A 19,820-nucleotide genomic window follows, 5' to 3' on the forward strand; every position below is an offset into this window, starting at 1 on the left:
CCAGAGCGGGCAAGGTGCCTTGAAACGAGGCGGCATTGACCTTCTGGTCATGCCGCCGAAGTTGAAAGGCAGATTGCCGCTCTGGCGGGTTTGCAGCGTCGAGCCGTTACGGCGTTTGGCAAAACGCCGTAACTATAAGTTTGGTACCTTGACATTGATTTCTCACGCTCCTAAATTGGTTAGGCACAAAACAATTCCACTACCTAACTAAAGAAAGGAGCGAAGCTTAGATATGTGTGTTGAACCACTCGTCCTTCCGCATGAACCCGGCGGTGACCCGTCGCAACCGGTAGACATACCCGAAGCGGTCAGCGCCGAAGACAAGCTCGCCAAGCGCATCCTGAGCGGCCTAGGCTTTTGCGGCCATTACATGCATTTTCATGGCGGAGGCGTGTCCGGCAAGGCGCCCATCATCTGCCTACTGGCCAAGCAGCCCGGCGGCGAGATGTCGCAGCAGGAACTCGGCATGCACTTCGGCCTCAAGCCGGGGTCGCTTTCCGAGATCCTGTCCAAGCTCGAGCTCAACGGCCTCATTGAGCGCAGCCGTAACCCCAAGGATCGACGGCAACTCACCATTCGCCTGACCGAAACCGGCCGGGAAAACGCCCGCATCGACCAGGCGGCCCGCATCCGCTTTAGAGAACGGGCCTTTAGCGCGCTCACCCACGACGAGCGCGAGCAGCTCGCCGAAATGCTCGATAAAATCCGCAAAACCTGGGAGGAACTGGATGATTAAAACCCTCATGGGCAGCATCCGCGATTACATGAAGGTCACGATCGCTACGCCGCTGCTGGTGCTTGGCGAGGTAATCTGCCAGATGATGATCCCGTTTATCACCGCCGACATGATCGACGCCATCAAGGACGGCACCGCCGTTACCGAGATGCTGCCCACCGCCGGCCTTCTCGTACTCATCGCACTGACGTCACTCGCCTTTGGCGCCGCCGCGGGCATCACCTGCAGCCATGCCAGCTGCGGCTTTGCCAAGAACCTGCGTCGCGACCTGTTCTACAAGATCCAGACGTTCAGCTTCGCCAACATCGACGAGTTCTCGACCTCCTCGCTCGTCACGCGCCTGACCACCGATATCAACAACGTGCAGCAGGCCTTTATGATGCTCATCCGCATCGCCGTGCGCTCGCCGCTGGTGCTGGTCTTTGCCTTTACCATGGCATACGCCATGGGCGGCAGCGTCGCCATGGTCTACCTGGTCATCATTCCGCTGCTGGGCTTTGGCCTGTTCTTTATCATCTATAAGGTGCGCCCGATCTTTACCCGCGTGTTCCGCAAGTACGACGCGCTCAACGAATCGGTCGAGGAAAACGTCACCGGCATGCGCGTGGTCAAGAGCTACGTGCGCGAAGACTTTGAGAAGGAGAAGTTCGCCACCGCCGCGCGCGACGTCCAGATGGACTTCACCCGCGCCGAGAAGTTGCTCGCCTTCAACAACCCCATGATGAACATCTGCGTCAACGGCGCGTTCGTCGTCATCATCTACCTGGGCTCCAAGCTCATCATCACGAGCCAGGGCACCCTGTTCGATGTGGGCCAGCTCTCCTCCATCTTTACCTACGGCTTCCAGATTCTGATGAGCCTAATGCAGCTGTCGATGATCTTTGTCATGGTGACCATGGCAGATGAGTCGGCGCACCGAATTACCGAGGTGCTGGCCGCCGAGCCCACGATCGCTAACCCGACCGAGCCCGTGCACGAGGTTGCCGACGGCTCCATCGACTTCGATCACGTGAGCTTTAAGTATTCCGAGCATGCCCGCCGCCAGGCGCTCGACGATATCGACCTGCATATTAAGAGCGGCGAGACCATCGGCATTATCGGTGGCACCGGCTCGGCCAAGTCGACGCTCGTGAACCTGATCGCCCGTCTGTACGATGTCACGGAGGGCACCGTGCGCGTCGGCGGCGTGGACGTGCGCGACTACGACCTGGACGCGCTGCGCCACCAGGTAGCCATGGTCCTGCAGAAAAACGTGCTGTTTAGCGGCACCATCGCCGAGAACCTGCGCTGGGGCGACCCGAACGCCACCGACGAGGAAGTCCGCGAGGCCGCACATCTGGCCTGCGCCGACGAGTTTGTCGACGGCTTCCCCAAGGGCTACGACACCTGGATCGAGCAGGGCGGCTCCAACGTTTCCGGCGGCCAGAAGCAGCGCCTGTGCATCGCGCGTGCCCTGCTGCGTCGCCCCAAGATCTTGATCCTGGACGACTCCACGAGCGCCGTCGACACCAAGACCGACGCCAAGATCCGCGAGGGCCTGGCGAGCTACCTGCCCAACACGACCAAGCTCATCATCGCCCAGCGCATCAGCTCCGTTCAGGACGCCGACCGCATCATCGTCATGGAGGGCGGCCGCATCAAGGACATCGGCAACCACGATGAGCTGCTCAAGACGAGCGAGATCTACCGCGAGACCTTTACCTCGCAAAATAAGATGAGTGCCGAAGGCGAGGACGCGGTCGAGACCGCCGCAGCCGACACCGAGGCATCCGCACCGCAAGCTCAGACTCAGGAAGGAGGCGAGGCACATGAGTAAGGCCGCTACCGCCGAGCGCGCGCGCAACCGCAAGGGCGGCACCATGACGCGCCTGATCAAGATGCTCTTTGGCTTCTACCCGGTGCTTTTGCCCCTCGTCGTCGCCGGCGTTGTGCTCTGCGCCATCATCAACTCCATCGGCGCGACGTTTCTCCAGAGCGCGCTGCAGGTCATTAGCGAATCGTGGCAGTCGGGCGACTGGACGGCCGCGCAGCCCAAGATTCTGAAGCTCGTGACCACCCTCGGCTGCATCTACGCCGTGGGCGTCGCCTCCTCGCTCTTCTGGAACCGCGCCATGGCCGTCATCACGCAGGGCTCGCTCGAGAAGCTGCGCGAAAAGATGTTCAACCGCATGCAGGACCTGCCGATTCGCTACTTCGACACGCACCAGCGCGGCGACATCATGAGCCACTACACCAACGACATCGACACGCTGCGTCAGATGATCAGCCAGTCGCTGCCCAACCTGCTCATGACGATCATCGTCATCGTCACCGTGTTCTTCATCATGCTGTATTACAGCGTGTGGATGTGTCTGGTGATTATTGCCGGCGTCGCCTTTATGACCTTTATGACCAAGCTGCTCGGCTCCAACTCCGCGCGCTTCTTTATCGCGCAGCAGACCGAGCTCGGCGTGGTCGAGGGCCATATCGAGGAAGTCATGAACGGCCAGAAAGTCGTCAAGGCGTTCTGTCACGAGTCCGCTGCCGAGGCCGATTTTGACGAGCGCAACGAGAAGCTCTTCGAGGTCTCGCAGAAGGCCAACATGTACGCCAACATCCTCATGCCGATCCTCGGGAACCTGGGCGACTTGCTCTACGTGCTGGTCGCGCTGACCGGCGGCATCTTCCTGGAGCTGGGCGTGCCCAACCTGAGCCTCTCGGGCATGGCGCTCTCCATCGCCGTCGTGGTGCCGTTCCTCAACATGACCAAGCAGTTCTGCGGCCAGATCGGCCAGATCTCGCAGCAGATCAACGCCGTGGTCATGGGCCTTGCCGGCGCCGAGCGCATCTTTGAGCTCATCGACGAGAAGCCCGAGGCCGACGAAGGCTACGTGACGCTCGTCAACGCGCAGGTCAACCCCGATACCTGGCAGCTCGAGGAGGCCGACCACCACACCGGCATGTGGGCATGGAAACACCCGCACCGTGCAACCGGCGAGATCGAGTACGTACCGCTGCGCGGCGACCTGGTCATGGACAACGTCGACTTTGGCTACACGCCCGACCACGAGGTTCTGCACGGCGTGTCCGTGTTTGCCAAGCCGGGCCAGAAGGTCGCGTTTGTCGGCGCCACCGGTGCCGGCAAGACGACCATCACCAACCTCATCAACCGCTTCTATGACATCGCCGACGGCAAGATCCGCTACGACGGCATCAACGTCAACAAGATCCGCAAGGCCGATCTGCGCCGCTCGCTGGGCGTGGTGCTGCAGGACGTGAACCTGTTCACCGGCACTGTGATGGACAACATCCGCTATGGCAACCTGGACGCCACCGACGAGGAGTGCATCGCGGCGGCCAAGCTCGCGGGCGCCGACGACTTTATCACCCGCCTGCCCGACGGCTACGACACCATGCTCACCGGCAACGGCGCCCAGCTGTCGCAGGGCCAGCGCCAGCTGATTTCGATCGCACGCGCCGCCGTCGCCGATCCGCCGGCAATGATTCTGGACGAGGCCACGTCGAGCATCGACACCCGCACCGAGGCCATCGTGCAAGCAGGCATGGATAAGCTCATGGAGGGCCGCACGACGTTTGTCATCGCGCACCGCCTGTCCACCGTGCGCAACGCCGACGCAATCATCTGCCTGGATCACGGCCGCATCATCGAGCGTGGCAACCACGACGAGCTGATCGCCAAGCGCGGATATTACTACCAGCTCTATACCGGAGCGTTTGAGCTGGAGTAGCTCAAAACATCCCCTACGCCCCCAACGGAGCTCCCCGAGGGAGACGGGGTGTTTACTCCGTGCTCAAACATTCTCGCTTCGCTGCGAAACTGCGCGCGGAGCAAACACCCCCGTCTCCCTCGGGGAGCTCCTGCGCACACGATCTTTTATCGCAGCCTGAAAAGAAGTGGTGAGGCCCTGGCCGTTTGGCCAGGGCCTCGTTTTGTAAGGAGGGACTCCACCGTCTCCCGTCCGCAGTCCCGTAGCTAAAAAAGCCCCGTCCCAAAAAGACTGCTTTGGCAGAACGTCGGGTGGTATCCTTGGTAGCCCTGTGCTGCAAACGCAGCTTAAACGCAAGGAGTCCCATGGATCTTATCGCCCAGCTTGCCCACGAGCTCAACCTTAAGGCCGCCAACATCGAGGCAGCCGTCAAGCTCATCGACGAGGGCAACACCATCCCCTTTATTTCACGCTACCGCAAGGAAGCCACGGGCGGCATGGACGACGTCGCCCTGCGCGCACTCGACGAGCGCCTGTCCTACCTGCGCAATCTTGAGCAGCGTAAAGAGGACGTCATCCTGCTCATCGACGCCCAGGGCAAACTCACGCCCGAACTCGAGCAGCAGATTCGTGAGGCCACGCAGCTCCAGCGTGTCGAGGACCTCTACAAGCCCTACCGCAAAAAGCGCATGACTCGCGCGCAGAAGGCCCGCGAGGCAGGCCTTGAACCGCTCGCCAACATGATCATCATGCAGGCCTCGGCCAAGGGCAGCGCACTCGACGCCGCCGCGGCATACGTCAACGAGGAGGCCGGCTTCGACACGCCCGAAAAGGCACTTGCCGGCGCGGCGGACATCGTGGCCGAGACGGTGGCCGAGGATCCCGAGAACGTCGCCGACCTGCGCGCCTTTACGCAAAACACCGCCGACATCGTCGTCGAGGCCACCGACCCCACCGAGAAGACCCCCTACGAGCCCTACTACAACTTTGACGAGCCGCTGCGCCGTATTCCCAACCACCGCGTGCTGGCTATCGACCGCGGTGAGCGCGAGGGCAAGCTCCGCGTGCGCGTGAACGTCGACGGCACTGCCGCCACGGCGCGCCTCGGCAGCCGTTGGCCCCGACGCCAGGGCGTGTTTGCGCCCGTCTTTGATGCCGCCATCGCCGACGGTTACAAGCGCCTCATGGCCCCCTCGCTGGAGCGCGAGGCCCGCGCCAAGCTCACCGTCCGCGCGCAGACCGAGGCCATCAACGTCTTTGCCAAGAATCTCGAGGGCCTGCTCTCGGCACGCCCCGTACGCGGCGCCCGTGTGCTTGCACTCGATCCGGGCTACCGTACCGGCTGCAAGGTCGCCGTCATGGACGAGACCGGCAAGCTACTCGACCACGGCGTGGTCTACCCCACCAAGCCGCGCCACGACGTCGCCGGCACCAAGCGTGAGCTCGCCCGCCTCGTCAAGAAGGACGGCGTCAACACCATTGTCATCGGCAACGGCACCGCCAGCCGCGAGACCGAGGAAGTCGTCTCGGAGTTCATCGCCGAGCAGGCGCCTGGACTGCGATACACCATCGTCAACGAGGCCGGCGCATCGGTGTACTCCGCCTCCGAGCTCGCCAGCCAGGAATATCCCGACCTGGACGTCACCGTGCGTGGCGTCATGAGCCTGGGCCGCCGACTGCAAGACCCGCTGGCAGAGCTCGTCAAGATTCCGCCCCAGTCCATCGGCGTTGGCCAGTACCAGCACGACCTTGACCAGGCCGAGCTTTCGCGCACCCTGGGACATGTGGTGGAGGACGTCGTCAACCGCGTGGGCGTCGACGTAAACACCGCAAGTGCGAGCCTGCTGGGATACGTATCGGGCATCACGCCGAGCGTAGCCAAAAACATCGTGGCCTACCGCGAAGAGAACGGCGCCTTTACCGATCGCCGCCAGCTCAAGAAGGTCCCCAAGCTGGGGCCCAAGGCATATCTCAACGCCGCGGGCTTCCTGCGCATCAGCGGCGGTAAGAACCCACTCGATGCGACGAGCGTCCACCCCGAAAGCTACGAGGTGGCCACGGCCGTCCTGGAGCGTGCGGGTGTGGCGGCAAGCGAGCTCAGCCGAGGCGGCGTGCCCGATATCGAGAGACGCATCGGCAGCATTTCGGCGCTGGCAAGCGACCTGGACTGCGGCACCCTCACGCTCATCGACATCGTCAACGAGCTCAAGAAGCCCGGCCGAGACCCGCGCGACGACGCGCCCGAGGTGGTCTTTAGCCGCTCAGCACTTTCCATCGACGACCTGGAACCCGGCATGGAGCTCAAGGGCACGGTGCGCAACGTTGTGGACTTTGGCGCCTTCGTCGACGTGGGTGTGCACCAGGACGGCCTCGTGCATATCTCCAAGCTGGCTAACCGCTTTGTCAAGCACCCCAGCGACGTGGTGCGCGTCGGCGACACGGTCAAGGTGTGGGTCGAAAAGGTCGATCGCGACCGCAAGAAGATCTCGCTCACCATGGTTCAGGGCAAATAGCCGCCAAAGCGGACGTCCCCCTCTTCGCGGCGTGCAAAATTGCGAGTATTCAGCATCTCCCGATAGCCCCGCGGCGCTTCAGAGGGCCATAAAAGCAAAAACGGCCCCCGTTTTGGCGTTTTAGGGCCAAAACGGGGGCCGTTCCGCGCTTCAACCAGATGGTAAAAGTCTTTACCATGCTGAAAACTCGCGATTTTGCACGTCGCTGCAGGGGGTACCCTTGCTTAGGGCAGAATATGGAAACCCAAAGCGGCGATATCCTTGGCAAAACCGCGCACGGTATCGAGCGAGACCTCGTACGGGTCACGGCCGATGTTCTTGCGCTTGGCCAGGATGCTGTTGGGCACCGTGATAATCTGGCAACCGCAGGCCTCGGCCTGGTAAATGTTGATGAGCTCGCGCGTGGACGCCCACAGGACCTCGCAGTTGGGCTTGGCGGCGGCCTTCTTGACCGACTCCGTCATAAACGGAATGGGATCGACGCCGGTGTCGGCGATACGGCCGGCAAAAAGCGAAATGATGGACGGCGTCTCGGCGTCAACGGCATCGATCATCTCATCGACCTGCTTAGGCGTAAAGATAGTAGTGACGTTGACCTTGATGCCGTCGGCCGAAAGCTTGCGGACCAGCTCGGAGGTGGACTCGCCCTTGGTGGTCACGCATGGAATCTTGACGTAGACGTTCTCGGCCCAGGTAGCAATCTCGCGGGCCTCGACCTCCATGGTCTCGACGTCGTCGGCAAAGACCTCAAACGAGACGGACACATCGGTGATGTGGGCCAGAACCTCCTTGGCAAACGCGCGGTAATCCGTCACGCCACCCTTCTTCATAAGGGACGGGTTGGTCGTGAAACCCTGAACGTTGCCGTTCTCGTACATGTCGAGCATGCCCTCGAGGTTTGCACCGTCAGCGAACACCTTGATTGCCATCTGCCTGATTCCTTTCGTTTGCATACGGCCGATAAACTGCTAAACACTTTACCTACGTTTATCAAGGCGTGAACTGCGGTTTTTTATCTTCTCGGCGAACGGTATAAACACCTTAGTGTTTGGATTGATAAATCGATTGAGCATGCAAAAGCAAAGAGTCGCAGTTTGTGCAAACGTCAGAACGCGGGATCCATTAGATGAGGCCAAAATGCCGCATCGCTGTGACGGTGCCGTCGTGTGCGACATCGTCGGTCACGTAGTCGGCGACCGCCTTGACCTCGGGCATGGCGTTGCCCATGGCGACAGCCGTCTCGACCGCAGCGAGCATGCCCAGGTCGTTGCCCGAATCGCCAAAGCCAAAGGTGCGCGCATTTCCTTCGCGGCCCAGATACGCCAGCGCTCGCGCCACGCCCACGCCCTTGTCAATACTCTTGGGGCTCAGCTCGCGATTCTGGCCACCGGTGTTGCACAGCTCAAACTCGCAATCGATAAAGCCGTCATCATTGGCTACGCGAGCCAAACTGGGCACACTGAGGCATACCTTGCCCACGCGCAGACTGCCGTCGACGCGCATTTCCTCGGTGCTGTGCACCACAGAAGTGCCGATCAGAGACGACTGCTCAACGCCCACAGGCTCCAGGGCAAAAGTAGCAACGTTGGTCTCGAAAAAGGCCTCAATCCCTGCCGCGGCCATACGGCGTGCAAGCTCCTCGACAACGTCCTCGTCAAAGCAGTCCTCGTGTACCACGCGTCCCTCGACCTCGAGCGTGGCGCCTGCCATGGCCACGACGCCCGCGGGGTCGAGCGCACGCAGGCTATCAGCGATAAGCCACAGGGGGCGACCCGTGCAGATAAATGCCTTGTGCCCTGCATCGCGCAGTGCACGGAACGCCTCAACCACCGTCTGCGAGGGGCGAACCGCCGAAAAGTCCTTATCGGTCATATCGTCGGGATCGAACGACGTCAGCGTGCCGTCCACGTCAAAAAAGAGCACGGCGGAATCGGAGCACGCATCAATCATATAGGTTCCTTTCGGGGGCGAGAGTAAACGAAGCATCCATCATATAATGGAGCGACGCAACCAGAGAGGTCACCCATGGAATTTTACGCAAGCTGCCCCGAGGGCTTTGAGTCCGCACTCGCCGATGAGCTTAAACGCCTCGGGCTTTCGCATGTCCGCCGGCTGAAGGGCCGCGCTACGTTTGAGGGCGAGCTCGAAGAAGGCTACCGCGCCTGTCTGTGGTCGCGCCTGGCGAGCCGCGTGTTCGTGGTTCTCGGGCGCTTTGAGGCGCAGGATGCCGACGAGCTGTACGATAGCGTTTACGACATCGCCTGGGAGAACATCATCCGCCCCGGCGCAACCATCGCCATCACCGCCCGCGGCGTGACCGAGCAGCTGCGCAACACACGCTTCTCTGCCTTGCGCGCCAAGGACGCATTGTGCGACCGTCTGGCCGAGACCACGGGCCGTCGTGCCGATGTCGATGCCGCCGACCCCGATGTTCACCTGCTGCTTTCGCTGCGTCAGCGCCGCGCGAGCATCAGCCTGGACCTTTCGGGCGACCCGCTGTTCAAGCGCCTGCCGCCCGCAGCGACCCGCGCCGGCGAGGGCGCGCACGTGCTGCGCCCCGACTACGCCGCCCTGGTGCTGGCGCAGGTCGGTTGGACCGCGCTGTGCGAGCGCGAGCTGACGGCCGATGATTACGAGAACGAAGCCCTGCCCACGCTGATCGACGCCTCGTGCGCCGGCGGCGGCCTGCTGCTGGAAGCCGTGAACATTCTGACCGACCGCGCCCCGGGCGCTGCACGCGAGCGCTGGGGCTTTGAGGGCTGGCAGCCGCACGACGCCGCCCTGTGGGAGCAGCTGCTTGCCGAGGCACGCGAGCGCGAGGCGGCGGCGCGCGAGCGCCAGGCGCGCATCGTCGCCGTGGACATTGACCCCGCTGCCCGCAAGACTGCCGAGCGCATGGTCAAGTGCGCCGGCTACAAGCGTTTTGTCGACTTTTGCGCTGCCAAGCCAGCCACCGTGCTGGACCATGCAGGCGCTGTCGCCGGTGCCGCCGTGGTCGCAGACACCACCGAGACCCCGCTTTCGCTCATGCACGACGCCATGACGCTGGTCGGCGAGCTGCGCCGCGCGCCCGAGCTTGCCGCGGCGCCGGTCGCCGCGCTCACCCGCGATGGATTGCTGGCCCGCTCGCTCCACGCCGAGCCCGAGCGCTCGATCGCCGTCATGCCCAACAACGAGGAGGCGACTGTCGAAGTCTGGCCGTCGCTCGACCACGCCGCCGCAGCGTTTGAGGCTGCGACCAGCGCAGATGCCGAGGCCGAGGTTGCGGATACCAACGAAGTCAACGACAAAGCCGCCAGCACCCCCATGCCCGAACCTGCCGCCACACTCGACCTGGGCGACGGCAAGCCGCTGCCCGTGCTCATCCCCGAGTCCGAGCAGTTCGCCAACCGCTTGCGCAAGAACGCCCGCCTGCGTCGCAAGTGGGCAAAGCGCGAGGGCGTGAGCTGCTACCGCGTCTACGATGCCGACCTGCCCGATTACTCCGCCGCCATCGACCTGTACGAGGGCTGCCCGCAGACGCCGGGCCGTTGGCTCGTCATCGCCGAATACGCCGCGCCCAAGACCATCGATCCCGCGCTTGCCCAGGCCCGCATGCTCGACATTCTGGCCATCGCTCCGCGCATCCTAGATGTTCCCGCCGAGCACGTGCACGCCAAGGCCCGCATGCGTTCGCGCGGCGGCTCGCAGTACGGCAAGCAGGGCGCCGGCAAGGGCGGCTCGGGCGAGCGCGCCAATATCGCACGCCGTCGTCTGCCGCTCATCGAGGAGGGCGGCCTTACCTTTGCCGTCAACTTTGACGACTACCTGGACGTCGGCATCTTCTTGGATCACCGCGTCACCCGCAACCTGGTGCGCGAGCACGCCAAGCAGGCGCGGCGCTTTCTCAACCTGTTCGCCTATACCGGCACCGCTACCTGCTATGCGGCAGACGGCGGCGTCGAGGAAACTGTGACGGTCGACCTCTCCAACACCTACCTGGACTGGGCCGAGCGCAATATGCGCCAGAACGGCTTTGTTGGTCCGCAGCATCATTTTGTGCGCGACGACGTGCTTGCCTGGATTCGCGTCCAGCGCCAGACGCGCAACCGCTGGGACCTGATTTTTGTCGATCCGCCCACGTTTTCGAACTCATCAAAGATGGGCCGCCGCACCTGGGACGTCCAGCGCGACCATGTTGAGCTTTTGGCCGGCGTATCGCGCCTGCTCGCACAGGGCGGCCACGCCATCTTTAGCTGCAACCTGCGCGGCTTCCGCCCCGAGACGCGCAAGCTCGCGCGCGCGGGCGTCGTGCTAGAGGACATTACGGCGCAGACCATCCCCGAGGACTTTGCGCGCAACCAGAAGGTGCACCATTGCTATATCGTGCGCCGCCTGCCCATCGAGGACGCCATGGCCGAAGTCGGCTTTAGCGCCGAGGAGATTGCAGAGCGAACCGAAGAGCTGCGCAACCCCGAGGCCCGCAAGCCCCGCGCAACGGCGCCCGCGCACGCGCAGGCCGGAGACCGAGAGTCGCGCGGCGACGGCAAGCCTGCCTGCGCCGGCAAGCCCAAAAAGAAGAAGTTCTACGCCAGCAAGCCCAAGGGCAGATAAACCAAGTTGCGGTGGAATACGGACTGTTTTGCCTGGAATTAGGCAAATTTAGACCGTATTTCACCGCAACTCATATTGGGATGGTGGTTGGCGATCTAGCCTTGGGTGACCAGGCGATAGCCGATACCCACGTGCGTCTGGATATAGCGCGGATGCGCCGGATCGGACTCGATCTTCTTACGCAACGTGCCCATAAAGACACGAAGGCTCGCCAGGTCGCTCTTAGTTGCCGTGCCCCAAATCTCGTGCAGGATAAACTGGTGCGTCAGCACCTTGTCGGCGTTGTGCGCCAGCAGGCACAAGAGCTTGTACTCGATCGGCGTCAGATGCAGCTCCTCGCCATCCATCGTGGCGATGCCGGCATCAAAATCGATATGCAGCTCACCGGTATCGAACGAGCCCTCGGAGGCAACGCCGCCCGTTTGCGCATACGAAAGGCGCCTGAGCGTCGTGCGAATGCGCGCGAGCAGCTCATCGACCGAAAACGGCTTGGTCAGGTAGTCGTCGGCACCGGCATCGAGTGCGCGAATCTTGTCCGCATCCTCGCTGCGCGCCGAGACCACAATGATCGGCATGCCCGACCATGCGCGCACCGACTCCACCACCTTGACGCCGTCCATATCGGGCAGGCCCAGATCGAGCAGCACAATACTCGGTGCCTGCGATGAGGCGGCGGCGATGGCGGCATGGGCGGTCTCCACGGCCATATGGCGCAAGCCGTGCGCCTCGAGCGCGGCAACGATAAGGTTGCGGACGGCGGGGTCGTCCTCAACGACCAAGATGAGCGGTTTCATGGCAGAGTTCGACACAGCGTTACTCCTTATCAAACGAAACGTCGGCGGCGGGAAGCCCAATCGTAAAGACCGAGCCGTGCGGGTCCGCCGCGGCAACCTCTATGCTACCGCCATGCGCCAACATAATGGATCGGCAGAGCGAAAGTCCCAAGCCCACGCTACGATGGCTATCAGCCAAGCCATGGTTGACAGTGTAGAACGATTCAAAGATCCGGCCCTGCTCCTCGGGCGCAATACCGGGACCGTCATCGGCGACGGAACATGCCACCTGTCCATCGTTCGCCATAATCGAGATCACGATATGCGAGCCCGACGGCGTATAGGCAATAGCGTTGTTCACCAGGTTCACCACCAGCTGCACCATCAGGCGCGCATCGACGTTGACGAGCGCCGGCTCGTCGCACGGCACCACCTTAAGATCGTGCTCGCGTACAGCCGGATTCACGTGGCGCAGCGCCTCCTCGACGATATCGTCCATGAGCTCGAGCGTGGTCGACAGATGCATGCCGCCGCCCTCGAGCTTTGTGATGGCGAGCAAATTCTCGACGGTGGCGTTGAGCCATTGCGCATCCGAACGAATGGAAAGGAGCATGCTGCGGCGCGTCTGGCTATCGAGCACGGCCGTGCCGGTCGAACCCTGGTCGAGTAGCACGTCGGCATTGCCCGAAATGCTGGTAAGCGGTGTGCGCAGATCGTGCGAGATGGAGCGCAGCAGATTGGCGCGCAGCTGTTCGTTTTTGGCGAGCACCGCCGCCTCCTCGCGGGCCTCCATGGCGCGGGCGCGATCGAGTGCCAGCTCGCCTTCGCTCACGATGGCGTCGGCAAGTGTCCGTTCCTCGTGCGTCAGCATGTCGGGCTCGGCAACGATAGCCAGCACGCCCACCACCGAGGCGGGGTCGCCCGAGCGCACGAAGCCGTCGCCCGTGCAAACCGTCAGGTAGATGCCATAAAACGCCGAGCCGCCATAGGTGGCATCGAGTGGCGTTCCCACATAGGCGGACGCCGAGAGCCGCGGCGGCATCTGGGGCGTCAGCTGGTGCACCGGCGCGGCGTCACCCACGGCCGTGTACGTCGCACGCGGCAGCAAGTCATCATCTTCGGCGTCGGCGCTGTACCACACGACCGGACAGCCCGAAAGACGCGCCAGCTGCGTTGCCATGGCATGCACAATCTGCTGCTGATCGGAACACCGCTGCAGCATGCGGTTGGTCTCGAGCACCATATGCGTGCGACGGTCGCTGGCGGCAGCCTGTGCCAAGGCGCGGCGCAGGGCCAACGCAATCGAGCTCGACACAAGCGAGACCACAAACATGATGAAGAACATGCCGGGATAGACGCGGTCGATAAACGATAGCGAGCAGCGCGGGTCGACAAACAAGAAGTTGTAGAGCGCTACGGCGGCAGCCGAGCTCAGCAAGCAATACAGGCGGCTCCAGGTAAAGAATGCGCACAGCTGCACGGCGAACACATAGACGATCATGATGCTCGGCGCGAGACCAGGATGGTCGAGCAGCGCACCCACAATCGTCGCCGCGACCAGCAGCCCCGCCGATACGCAGGCGTCATACAGAGGGCTGCGACGTGTCAGCGTTGTGCGCCGCCACCAAAAGCTATCGGCAATATCGCCGTCCGCACGGACGTCCATCGGCACCCCGCCCCTCTCTTAAAAACAAAAACCACCACAGAGGGGACAGCACCTTTGTGGTGGTTTCCCTTGTGGTGGTTCCAAGTGTATAGCCTTTGCAGTCTGCGGTCGTTAGACAAACAGCACGTGCGCGAGCAGTGCGCACACTCCTGTCCATCGAAGGCCAACTCCATGTAACCTGTCGGCGACTACGGGCGCTCGTTGGGGGCCAGGCGCTGCATCTTGTTCACAGCCTTGAACTTGGTGAACAGCGGCACATACTCAAAGCTCACGTTGGAGTTCTCCAGGCCATACCAGCGCGCCGGCGTACCGGCAAAGCGGCGGATGATGTACTTGAGCGTGATGGCCGTGCGCTCGCTCGGCTCCACGTCACTCTCGGGCGCCAGGAGCTTGCGGATCATGACGAACTTAAACGTGCCGATGTTGCCCGGATCCTTGTAGACCGAGTAGTCATGCATCTGCGGCGGCAGCTCGCCAGTGGCGGCCAGATCCTGAACAACCTGGCGCAAGTAGGCGTTCACGCGCTGGTTAACCTTGTAGCCCAGGTACAGATGCACGCGGAAAACATAGTCGGTGCCAAACGTCTCGACCGAATAGGCAAAGGTATGCGGTTCGTCCATGGTCTCGACGTTCACGAACCACCAGGCGCGGGCGCGCTTGGGATGCTTGTCCAGAATCGAGTAGACGATATCGCGGTCGATGTAGTCGGTATTGGTGTCCTTGGTCAGGTACACGATGTTGTCGCTCATAAGCTCATAGCGATCGTCGTCGCGCAGGCGCTTGAGCTGCGGCAGATAGCTGCGCAGCGGCAGCAGCGTAAACTGACGCCGCTCGACCGCCGTGCCGTTGTACCAGCACAGCATAACGCCCATGATGAGCATGGCCATAAGAATAGTGAAATAGCCACCGTGGAAAAATTTGGTGAGCGAACTCACAAAGAAGAAGCCCTCGAGCATAAGGAAGAACACAACGAAGATATACGGGACGACCTTAAGGCCGCGATCAACATGCAAGTAGAAGAAGAGCAGCAGCGTCGTGCACATCATGGTCAGGGTGATCGCCAGGCCGTAGGCGGCCTCCATGTGCGCCGAGCTCTGGAACAGCAGCACCACGATGACGCAGCCCACAAGCATGACATTGTTGACCATGGGAATATAGAGCTGGCCCTTGGTCTCGGCAGGATAGAAGACCTGCATGTGCGGCATGAGGTCCAGGCGGCTGGCCTCGGACACCAGCGAGAAAGCGCCGGTGATGAGCGCCTGCGAGGCAATGATGGCCGCGACGGTGGAAAGGCCGACGGCAAAGGGACGCAGGCCCGGGGTAAGCATCTGGTAGAAGGGGTTGAGGTCGGCGATACCCATGAGCTCCGGGTTGCCGGCGTTGTTGATAAGCCACGCGCCCTGGCCCATGTAGGACAGCAGCAAGCAGCACTTAACGAACGGCCAGGTTGCGTAGATGTTGCCGCGGCCCACGTGGCCCATGTCGGAGTAGAGCGCCTCGGCGCCGGTGGTGGCGAGGAAGCAGCTGCCCAGAATCATGATGCCCGCATGGTTGTTGGGGCTCAACAAAAAGGCGATGCCGCGCACCGGGTTGAGGCACAGTAGCACGGCGGGGTGCTGGAAGACAAAGAACAGACCCGTGCCGCCCAGGAACAGGAACCACAGCGTCATGATGGGGCCAAAGGCGTGGCCGATCTTGGCCGTGCCGATGCGCTGCACCAAGAAGAGCGCAATGATGATAGCAAGCGTGATGGCCACGACGCGGGCCTGATCGTCGCCCAGCACGGCATGGACTGCCGGAATGGTGCGCAGGCCTTCGATAGCCGTAGTCACGGTAACGGCAGGCGTGAGGATGCCATCGGCGAGCAGTGCCGCGCCGCCCAGCATGGCGGGGATGATGAGCCACTTGCCGCAGCGCTTAACCAAGCTGTACAGAGCAAAGATACCGCCCTCGCCATGGTTGTCGGCGCGCAGCGAGATGAGCACGTACTTGACGGTCGTCAGCAGCGTGACCGTCCACACGACAAGGGAGAGTGCGCCGAGCACGAACTCCTCCGTGACGCTTCCGATGCCGCCGTTGCCGGCAACGAGCGCCTTGGTTACATACATGGGGCTGGTGCCGATATCGCCATACACCACGCCCAGCGTGACGAGCATCGCCGAGATGCTCACAGGAATCGCAGCGTGCGAGGCTGCCTCCTTGGCCTTTTGTTCCATAAGCCGGTTTCCTCCCAACTTTAACGTTCGAGGGGATTATAGATAATCGTCCCATGTTTTAATGCACTGTTTTCCCAGCTAGATAAACATTTATACGGCCTTTAGGCCACCGCGGCGATATGGAATGTGACAAAGGGACTGTCCCTTTGTCACATTCGTCATTTTCCGAGCCAGTTTTTGAACCACCACTCCATGGATCGGCTCATCTCGGCCATAAAGGGGCTCGTGTGCTTGCGGGTGTAGATATCCACGACGCGCTCCCCCACCTCGCGGGCATGCGGACGGAACATCGCGTCCATCTCGGCCACCTGCGCATCCATGGTCGCGGCATCGGCGCGGCGATAGCGCTCCTCGTGCACCAGGTTCACCACGGGATGCGCAATCGCCGGGCGCTCCTTGCGGGGCGTGCCGATGATGAGCATCGACAGCGGCATGGTATAGGGCGGCAAGTCCAGCAGCGCAGCAACTTCCTCGGCGTTCTCGACGACATCGCCGATATAGCAGCTCCCCAGCCCCAGGGCCTCGGCGGCGACCACGGCGTTTTGGGCAGCGATCACGGCATCCTGCGCCGCGATGGCAAAGTCGCCTAAACCCGGCGCGCGGCGGGGCGCCTTGCCCGTGCGCTCGACAAACTCGGGCTCAAAGCAACCCACGTGCTCAAACAGATCGATCCACTTGGCATAGTCGACCACAAATATAAGTGCCCAGGGCGCCTTGGCGATCATGGGCTGGTGGTCGCACAGGTCGGCCAGGCGATCGAGCGTTGTCTGCTCGCGGATACTCACGATGGAATACATCATCATGGCGCCTGCCGACGGCGCGCGGCTCGCCGCATGCAGAATCGCCGCCCGCTGCTCGTCGGTCACCGCTACGGGACGGTCGTTGTCATCGCGCGCAAAGGCGCGCGTGGACGAACGGTGCTCCAAAACGTCCAGCACCGCGTTGCCCGTGGTCTCGACCGGATAGCCGCCCGCGCCCATGCCAGCGCCCACGTCGCCCGCACTCGTCATACAAACCTGCTCGTTCATCGCCTTAACCTCGCCATTTCTTTAAGAAGCCTTTACGTTTCCGTGTAATTCCCGTCCATTATCGCGCAGGTCGCCACTACATTGTGCCACACCGCCACACATGCGCGCTAATATGGCTGGTTGTTGTGCGCAGCCACCAATCGCAGCGCATATCTTGGTAACAATCGGGTAAACCCCCGCTTTCGTAGTTTTAAGTTTGTGAGGAGTCTCAGCATGTTCGCAGCCGCCATCTCGCTCGTCGGTCTTGCGGCGACCGTCTTCCTTGTCTTGCGCGAGGCCAAAGCCATTCGCGCGCAGTCGGGCACCGTTGCCAAGGGCGCTCTTGCCTGGAGCGTCGCCTTCGGCCTGTTCCAGCTCTTTTTGACCATTTGGGGCGCCATGAGCCTCGTCGCCCAAAACGAGCCGCTCGCCTTTGTGATGCTCATCCTGACCAACGCCATCCTCACCGGATGCGCCTGGGCCAGCATCGCACGCGACCGCATCGCCCCGCGCGTCTTTGCGTTCGCCGCGCCCGACGCCCCCGCCCCCACCGGCAAGCTCGCCCGTCTGCGCGGCGCCTTTGTGGGCAAACCGCTCGTCGCCGCCGTGCTGTGCCTGCTGCTCGCCGGCGTCTTTGCGCTGCTGGGCATGGAGGTCTCGTCCAACCACGACTTTACCTGGGTCTACCCCCTGTGCATACTGCTCGAGTGGGCCATCATCACCACGCTCATGGTCGGCCTGTTCTTCCTGTTCCAGCGCCGCGGCGCAGCTCCCGCCGCCCTGGCCTTCGCCCTCTTTATCCTGGGCATTGCCGAGTTCTTCGTCATCACGTTTAAATCCATGCCCATCCAGCCGGGCGACCTTTCGGCCATCTCCACCGCCGCCGCGGTCGCCGGCAACGGCTACACCTACTCGATCTCGCTGTTCTGCGTGCTGTCCATGGGCTTTACCGCCATCGCCATGCTGCTATGCGAGTACGCCGGCCTGGTAGCACCGCACCGTCAGAAGGGTGCCGCCAACGCCAAGCGCATGCTGCTCACCAACCTGCTCGTGGCGGTGCTGTGCCTGGGCGGCGTGACCGCGCATGTCACGCTTATCGACTACTACAACACCCTCGGCATCACCGTCTACACCTGGCGCCCGCTCGAGAGCTACTGGCGCGAGGGCTATCTGCCTGCCTTTATTAGTGCGGCACAGTCCATCAAGCCGCCCAAACCCGCCAACTACTCCGCCGACGACGCCAAGGCAACGCTCAAAAAGTATGCCAAGGCCTATGACAAGTCCGATGCCGCCACAAGCGACGCCCGTACCGCCGCCCAAGAGCAGTTCGATAGCGAGAAGCCCACGGTCATCGCCATTATGAACGAGACCTTCTCGGATCTTTCGATCTATCAGGAGATGCACGCCGGCTACGAGGGCCCGCAGTACTTTAAGAACCTGTCCGACTGCCTCAGCCGCGGCAAGCTCTACGTGAGTGCCTACGGCGGCGGCACCGCCAATACCGAGTTTGAGTTTATGACCGGCAACTCCATGGCCAACCTGGGCTCGGGCGTGTACCCCTACACCATCTACAACATGGAAACGACCGGAAACCTGGCAGAGCAGTTCAAGTCGCTCGGATATTCCACAACGGCCATGCACCCCAACCACGCAACCAACTGGAACCGTGAGAACGTCTATAAGGACTTTGGCTTTGACCAGTTCCTGTCTATCAACGACTTCCAGGGAGCCGACACCTTGCGCGGCATGGTGACCGACCAGGCAACCTACGACAAAATCCTTGAGCTGCTCAACCAGAACGCCGACCCGCAGTTCATCTTTGACGTGACCATGCAGAACCACTCGGGCTACGATACGGGCCTGCTGCCGGCAGATAAGCAGATGCACCTGAACATCGACACGACCGATCTGGACGCCAAGACCATCGAGGACGGCACACTCTCCGATGTCGACGAGTACGTCTCGTGCATCGAGCAGTCCGACCAGGCGCTGCGCTACTTCCTCAATGCCCTGCGCAATCTCGACCGCAAGGTGGTCGTGGTGTTCTGGGGCGACCACCAGCCGTTCTTCCCGTCCAAGTTCAACGATAAGTGGTTTACCGGCGAGGACGACGCTACGCATCAGGAGCGCCTGTGGCAGACCGACTACATCATCTGGGCCAACTACGACGTTGCCGGCTGCGACCAGACGAGCGAGGTCGACGATCTGTCCATCAACTACCTGTCCACCCAGCTGATGCAGCTGATCGGCGCACCACTGACCGACTACCAGAAAGCGCACATGACGCTGCGCAAGTCGCTGCCCGCCATCAACTCGGTGGGCTACGAGGACGCTAGCCTGCGCTGGGCGCTCTCCTCCAATGTCACCGGCGAAGACGCCGTCGCCGCGGCGGCCACCAAGGCGCGCGAGGATTACGCCAAGATGCAGTACTACGAGATGTTCCGCGACGGTAAGAACGTGTACACCGAGCACCTCCAGACCGAGGCCAACGAGACCGACCCCAACCTGGCACCGGGTACGACCAAGATCAAGTAGCGGGGATCAAGTAACGGGGTCGGGGGCCCGAATCGGCGGCAGGCGGAGGTACGGGAAAGGTCTGCTGCTCAAAC

General features: G+C 62.2%; 13 protein-coding genes. 7 read left to right on the forward strand and 6 right to left on the reverse strand.

Annotated elements, in window-relative coordinates; translation table 11 throughout:
• The 5 genes from ACTNBB_RS07590 to ACTNBB_RS07610 form a co-directional block, all read left to right on the forward strand.
• Positions 1–211, forward strand: a 211-nt coding sequence (locus tag ACTNBB_RS07590; protein WP_441057605.1) for a hypothetical protein, incomplete at its 5' end; no start/stop codon positions are given.
• A gap of 21 nt (positions 212–232) precedes the next feature.
• Complete coding sequence (locus tag ACTNBB_RS07595; protein WP_441057602.1) at positions 233–736, forward strand: MarR family winged helix-turn-helix transcriptional regulator; 504 nt, start codon at positions 233–235, stop codon at positions 734–736.
• On the forward strand, positions 729–2,552 hold the full coding sequence (locus ACTNBB_RS07600; RefSeq protein WP_441057599.1) for an ABC transporter ATP-binding protein: 1,824 nt from the start codon (positions 729–731) through the stop codon (positions 2,550–2,552). The genes ACTNBB_RS07595 and ACTNBB_RS07600 overlap by 8 nt, the downstream gene beginning before the upstream one ends.
• Positions 2,545–4,464, forward strand: coding sequence for an ABC transporter ATP-binding protein (locus ACTNBB_RS07605; protein ID WP_441057596.1), 1,920 nt, complete (start codon positions 2,545–2,547; stop codon positions 4,462–4,464). Before ACTNBB_RS07600 ends, ACTNBB_RS07605 begins: the two co-directional genes overlap by 8 nt.
• Positions 4,465–4,808: 344 nt before the next feature.
• On the forward strand, positions 4,809–6,956 hold the full coding sequence (locus tag ACTNBB_RS07610; RefSeq protein WP_441057593.1) for a Tex family protein: 2,148 nt from the start codon (positions 4,809–4,811) through the stop codon (positions 6,954–6,956).
• Between the two features lie 224 nt (positions 6,957–7,180).
• Here ACTNBB_RS07610 and ACTNBB_RS07615 read toward each other — a convergent pair whose 3' ends face one another.
• Both ACTNBB_RS07615 and ACTNBB_RS07620 read right to left on the reverse strand, forming a co-directional pair.
• Positions 7,181–7,885, reverse strand: coding sequence for a transaldolase (locus ACTNBB_RS07615; protein ID WP_441057590.1), 705 nt, complete (start codon positions 7,883–7,885; stop codon positions 7,181–7,183).
• 193 nt (positions 7,886–8,078) lie between these two features.
• Complete coding sequence (locus ACTNBB_RS07620; RefSeq protein ID WP_441057587.1) at positions 8,079–8,906, reverse strand: HAD-IIB family hydrolase; 828 nt, start codon at positions 8,904–8,906, stop codon at positions 8,079–8,081.
• A 75-nt stretch (positions 8,907–8,981) separates the two neighbouring features.
• Here ACTNBB_RS07620 and rlmKL point away from each other — a divergent pair, with 75 nt between their 5' ends.
• The gene (rlmKL, locus tag ACTNBB_RS07625; RefSeq protein WP_441057584.1) at positions 8,982–11,549 is read left to right on the forward strand and encodes a bifunctional 23S rRNA (guanine(2069)-N(7))-methyltransferase RlmK/23S rRNA (guanine(2445)-N(2))-methyltransferase RlmL; all 2,568 of its coding nucleotides are present in this window, start codon (positions 8,982–8,984) and stop codon (positions 11,547–11,549) included.
• Between the two features lie 95 nt (positions 11,550–11,644).
• Here the strand turns inward: rlmKL and ACTNBB_RS07630 are convergent, their stop codons facing one another.
• The 4 genes from ACTNBB_RS07630 to ACTNBB_RS07645 form a co-directional block, all read right to left on the reverse strand.
• On the reverse strand, positions 11,645–12,358 hold the full coding sequence (locus ACTNBB_RS07630; RefSeq protein WP_441057581.1) for a response regulator: 714 nt from the start codon (positions 12,356–12,358) through the stop codon (positions 11,645–11,647).
• A 4-nt stretch (positions 12,359–12,362) separates the two neighbouring features.
• Positions 12,363–13,988, reverse strand: coding sequence for a sensor histidine kinase (locus ACTNBB_RS07635; protein WP_441057578.1), 1,626 nt, complete (start codon positions 13,986–13,988; stop codon positions 12,363–12,365).
• Positions 13,989–14,176: 188 nt separating this feature from the next.
• Positions 14,177–16,204, reverse strand: coding sequence for a KUP/HAK/KT family potassium transporter (locus ACTNBB_RS07640; RefSeq protein WP_427719648.1), 2,028 nt, complete (start codon positions 16,202–16,204; stop codon positions 14,177–14,179).
• Between the two features lie 158 nt (positions 16,205–16,362).
• On the reverse strand, positions 16,363–17,232 hold the full coding sequence (locus tag ACTNBB_RS07645) for a nitroreductase family protein (RefSeq protein WP_441057575.1): 870 nt from the start codon (positions 17,230–17,232) through the stop codon (positions 16,363–16,365).
• Between the two features lie 213 nt (positions 17,233–17,445).
• Here ACTNBB_RS07645 and ACTNBB_RS07650 point away from each other — a divergent pair, with 213 nt between their 5' ends.
• Positions 17,446–19,746, forward strand: coding sequence for an LTA synthase family protein (locus ACTNBB_RS07650; protein ID WP_441057572.1), 2,301 nt, complete (start codon positions 17,446–17,448; stop codon positions 19,744–19,746).
• Positions 19,747–19,820 lie beyond the last annotated feature (74 nt).

This window comes from Collinsella sp. HCP28S3_B9 (genome assembly GCF_052066095.1).
In the GTDB taxonomy this organism is placed as follows: domain Bacteria; phylum Actinomycetota; class Coriobacteriia; order Coriobacteriales; family Coriobacteriaceae; genus Collinsella.

Bases quoted from the DNA above. Each gene is read 5' to 3' on its own strand.
- ACTNBB_RS07595 (WP_441057602.1), top strand. From the start codon at position 233: ATGTGTGTTGAACCACTCGTCCTTCCGCATGAACCCGGCGGTGACCCG.
- ACTNBB_RS07600 (WP_441057599.1), top strand. From the start codon at position 729: ATGATTAAAACCCTCATGGGCAGCATCCGCGATTACATGAAGGTCACG.
- ACTNBB_RS07605 (WP_441057596.1), top strand. From the start codon at position 2,545: ATGAGTAAGGCCGCTACCGCCGAGCGCGCGCGCAACCGCAAGGGCGGC.
- ACTNBB_RS07610 (WP_441057593.1), top strand. From the start codon at position 4,809: ATGGATCTTATCGCCCAGCTTGCCCACGAGCTCAACCTTAAGGCCGCC.
- ACTNBB_RS07615 (WP_441057590.1), bottom strand. From the start codon at position 7,885: ATGGCAATCAAGGTGTTCGCTGACGGTGCAAACCTCGAGGGCATGCTC.
- ACTNBB_RS07620 (WP_441057587.1), bottom strand. From the start codon at position 8,906: ATGATTGATGCGTGCTCCGATTCCGCCGTGCTCTTTTTTGACGTGGAC.
- rlmKL (WP_441057584.1), top strand. From the start codon at position 8,982: ATGGAATTTTACGCAAGCTGCCCCGAGGGCTTTGAGTCCGCACTCGCC.
- ACTNBB_RS07635 (WP_441057578.1), bottom strand. From the start codon at position 13,988: ATGGACGTCCGTGCGGACGGCGATATTGCCGATAGCTTTTGGTGGCGG.
- ACTNBB_RS07640 (WP_427719648.1), bottom strand. From the start codon at position 16,204: ATGGAACAAAAGGCCAAGGAGGCAGCCTCGCACGCTGCGATTCCTGTG.
- ACTNBB_RS07645 (WP_441057575.1), bottom strand. From the start codon at position 17,232: ATGAACGAGCAGGTTTGTATGACGAGTGCGGGCGACGTGGGCGCTGGC.
- ACTNBB_RS07650 (WP_441057572.1), top strand. From the start codon at position 17,446: ATGTTCGCAGCCGCCATCTCGCTCGTCGGTCTTGCGGCGACCGTCTTC.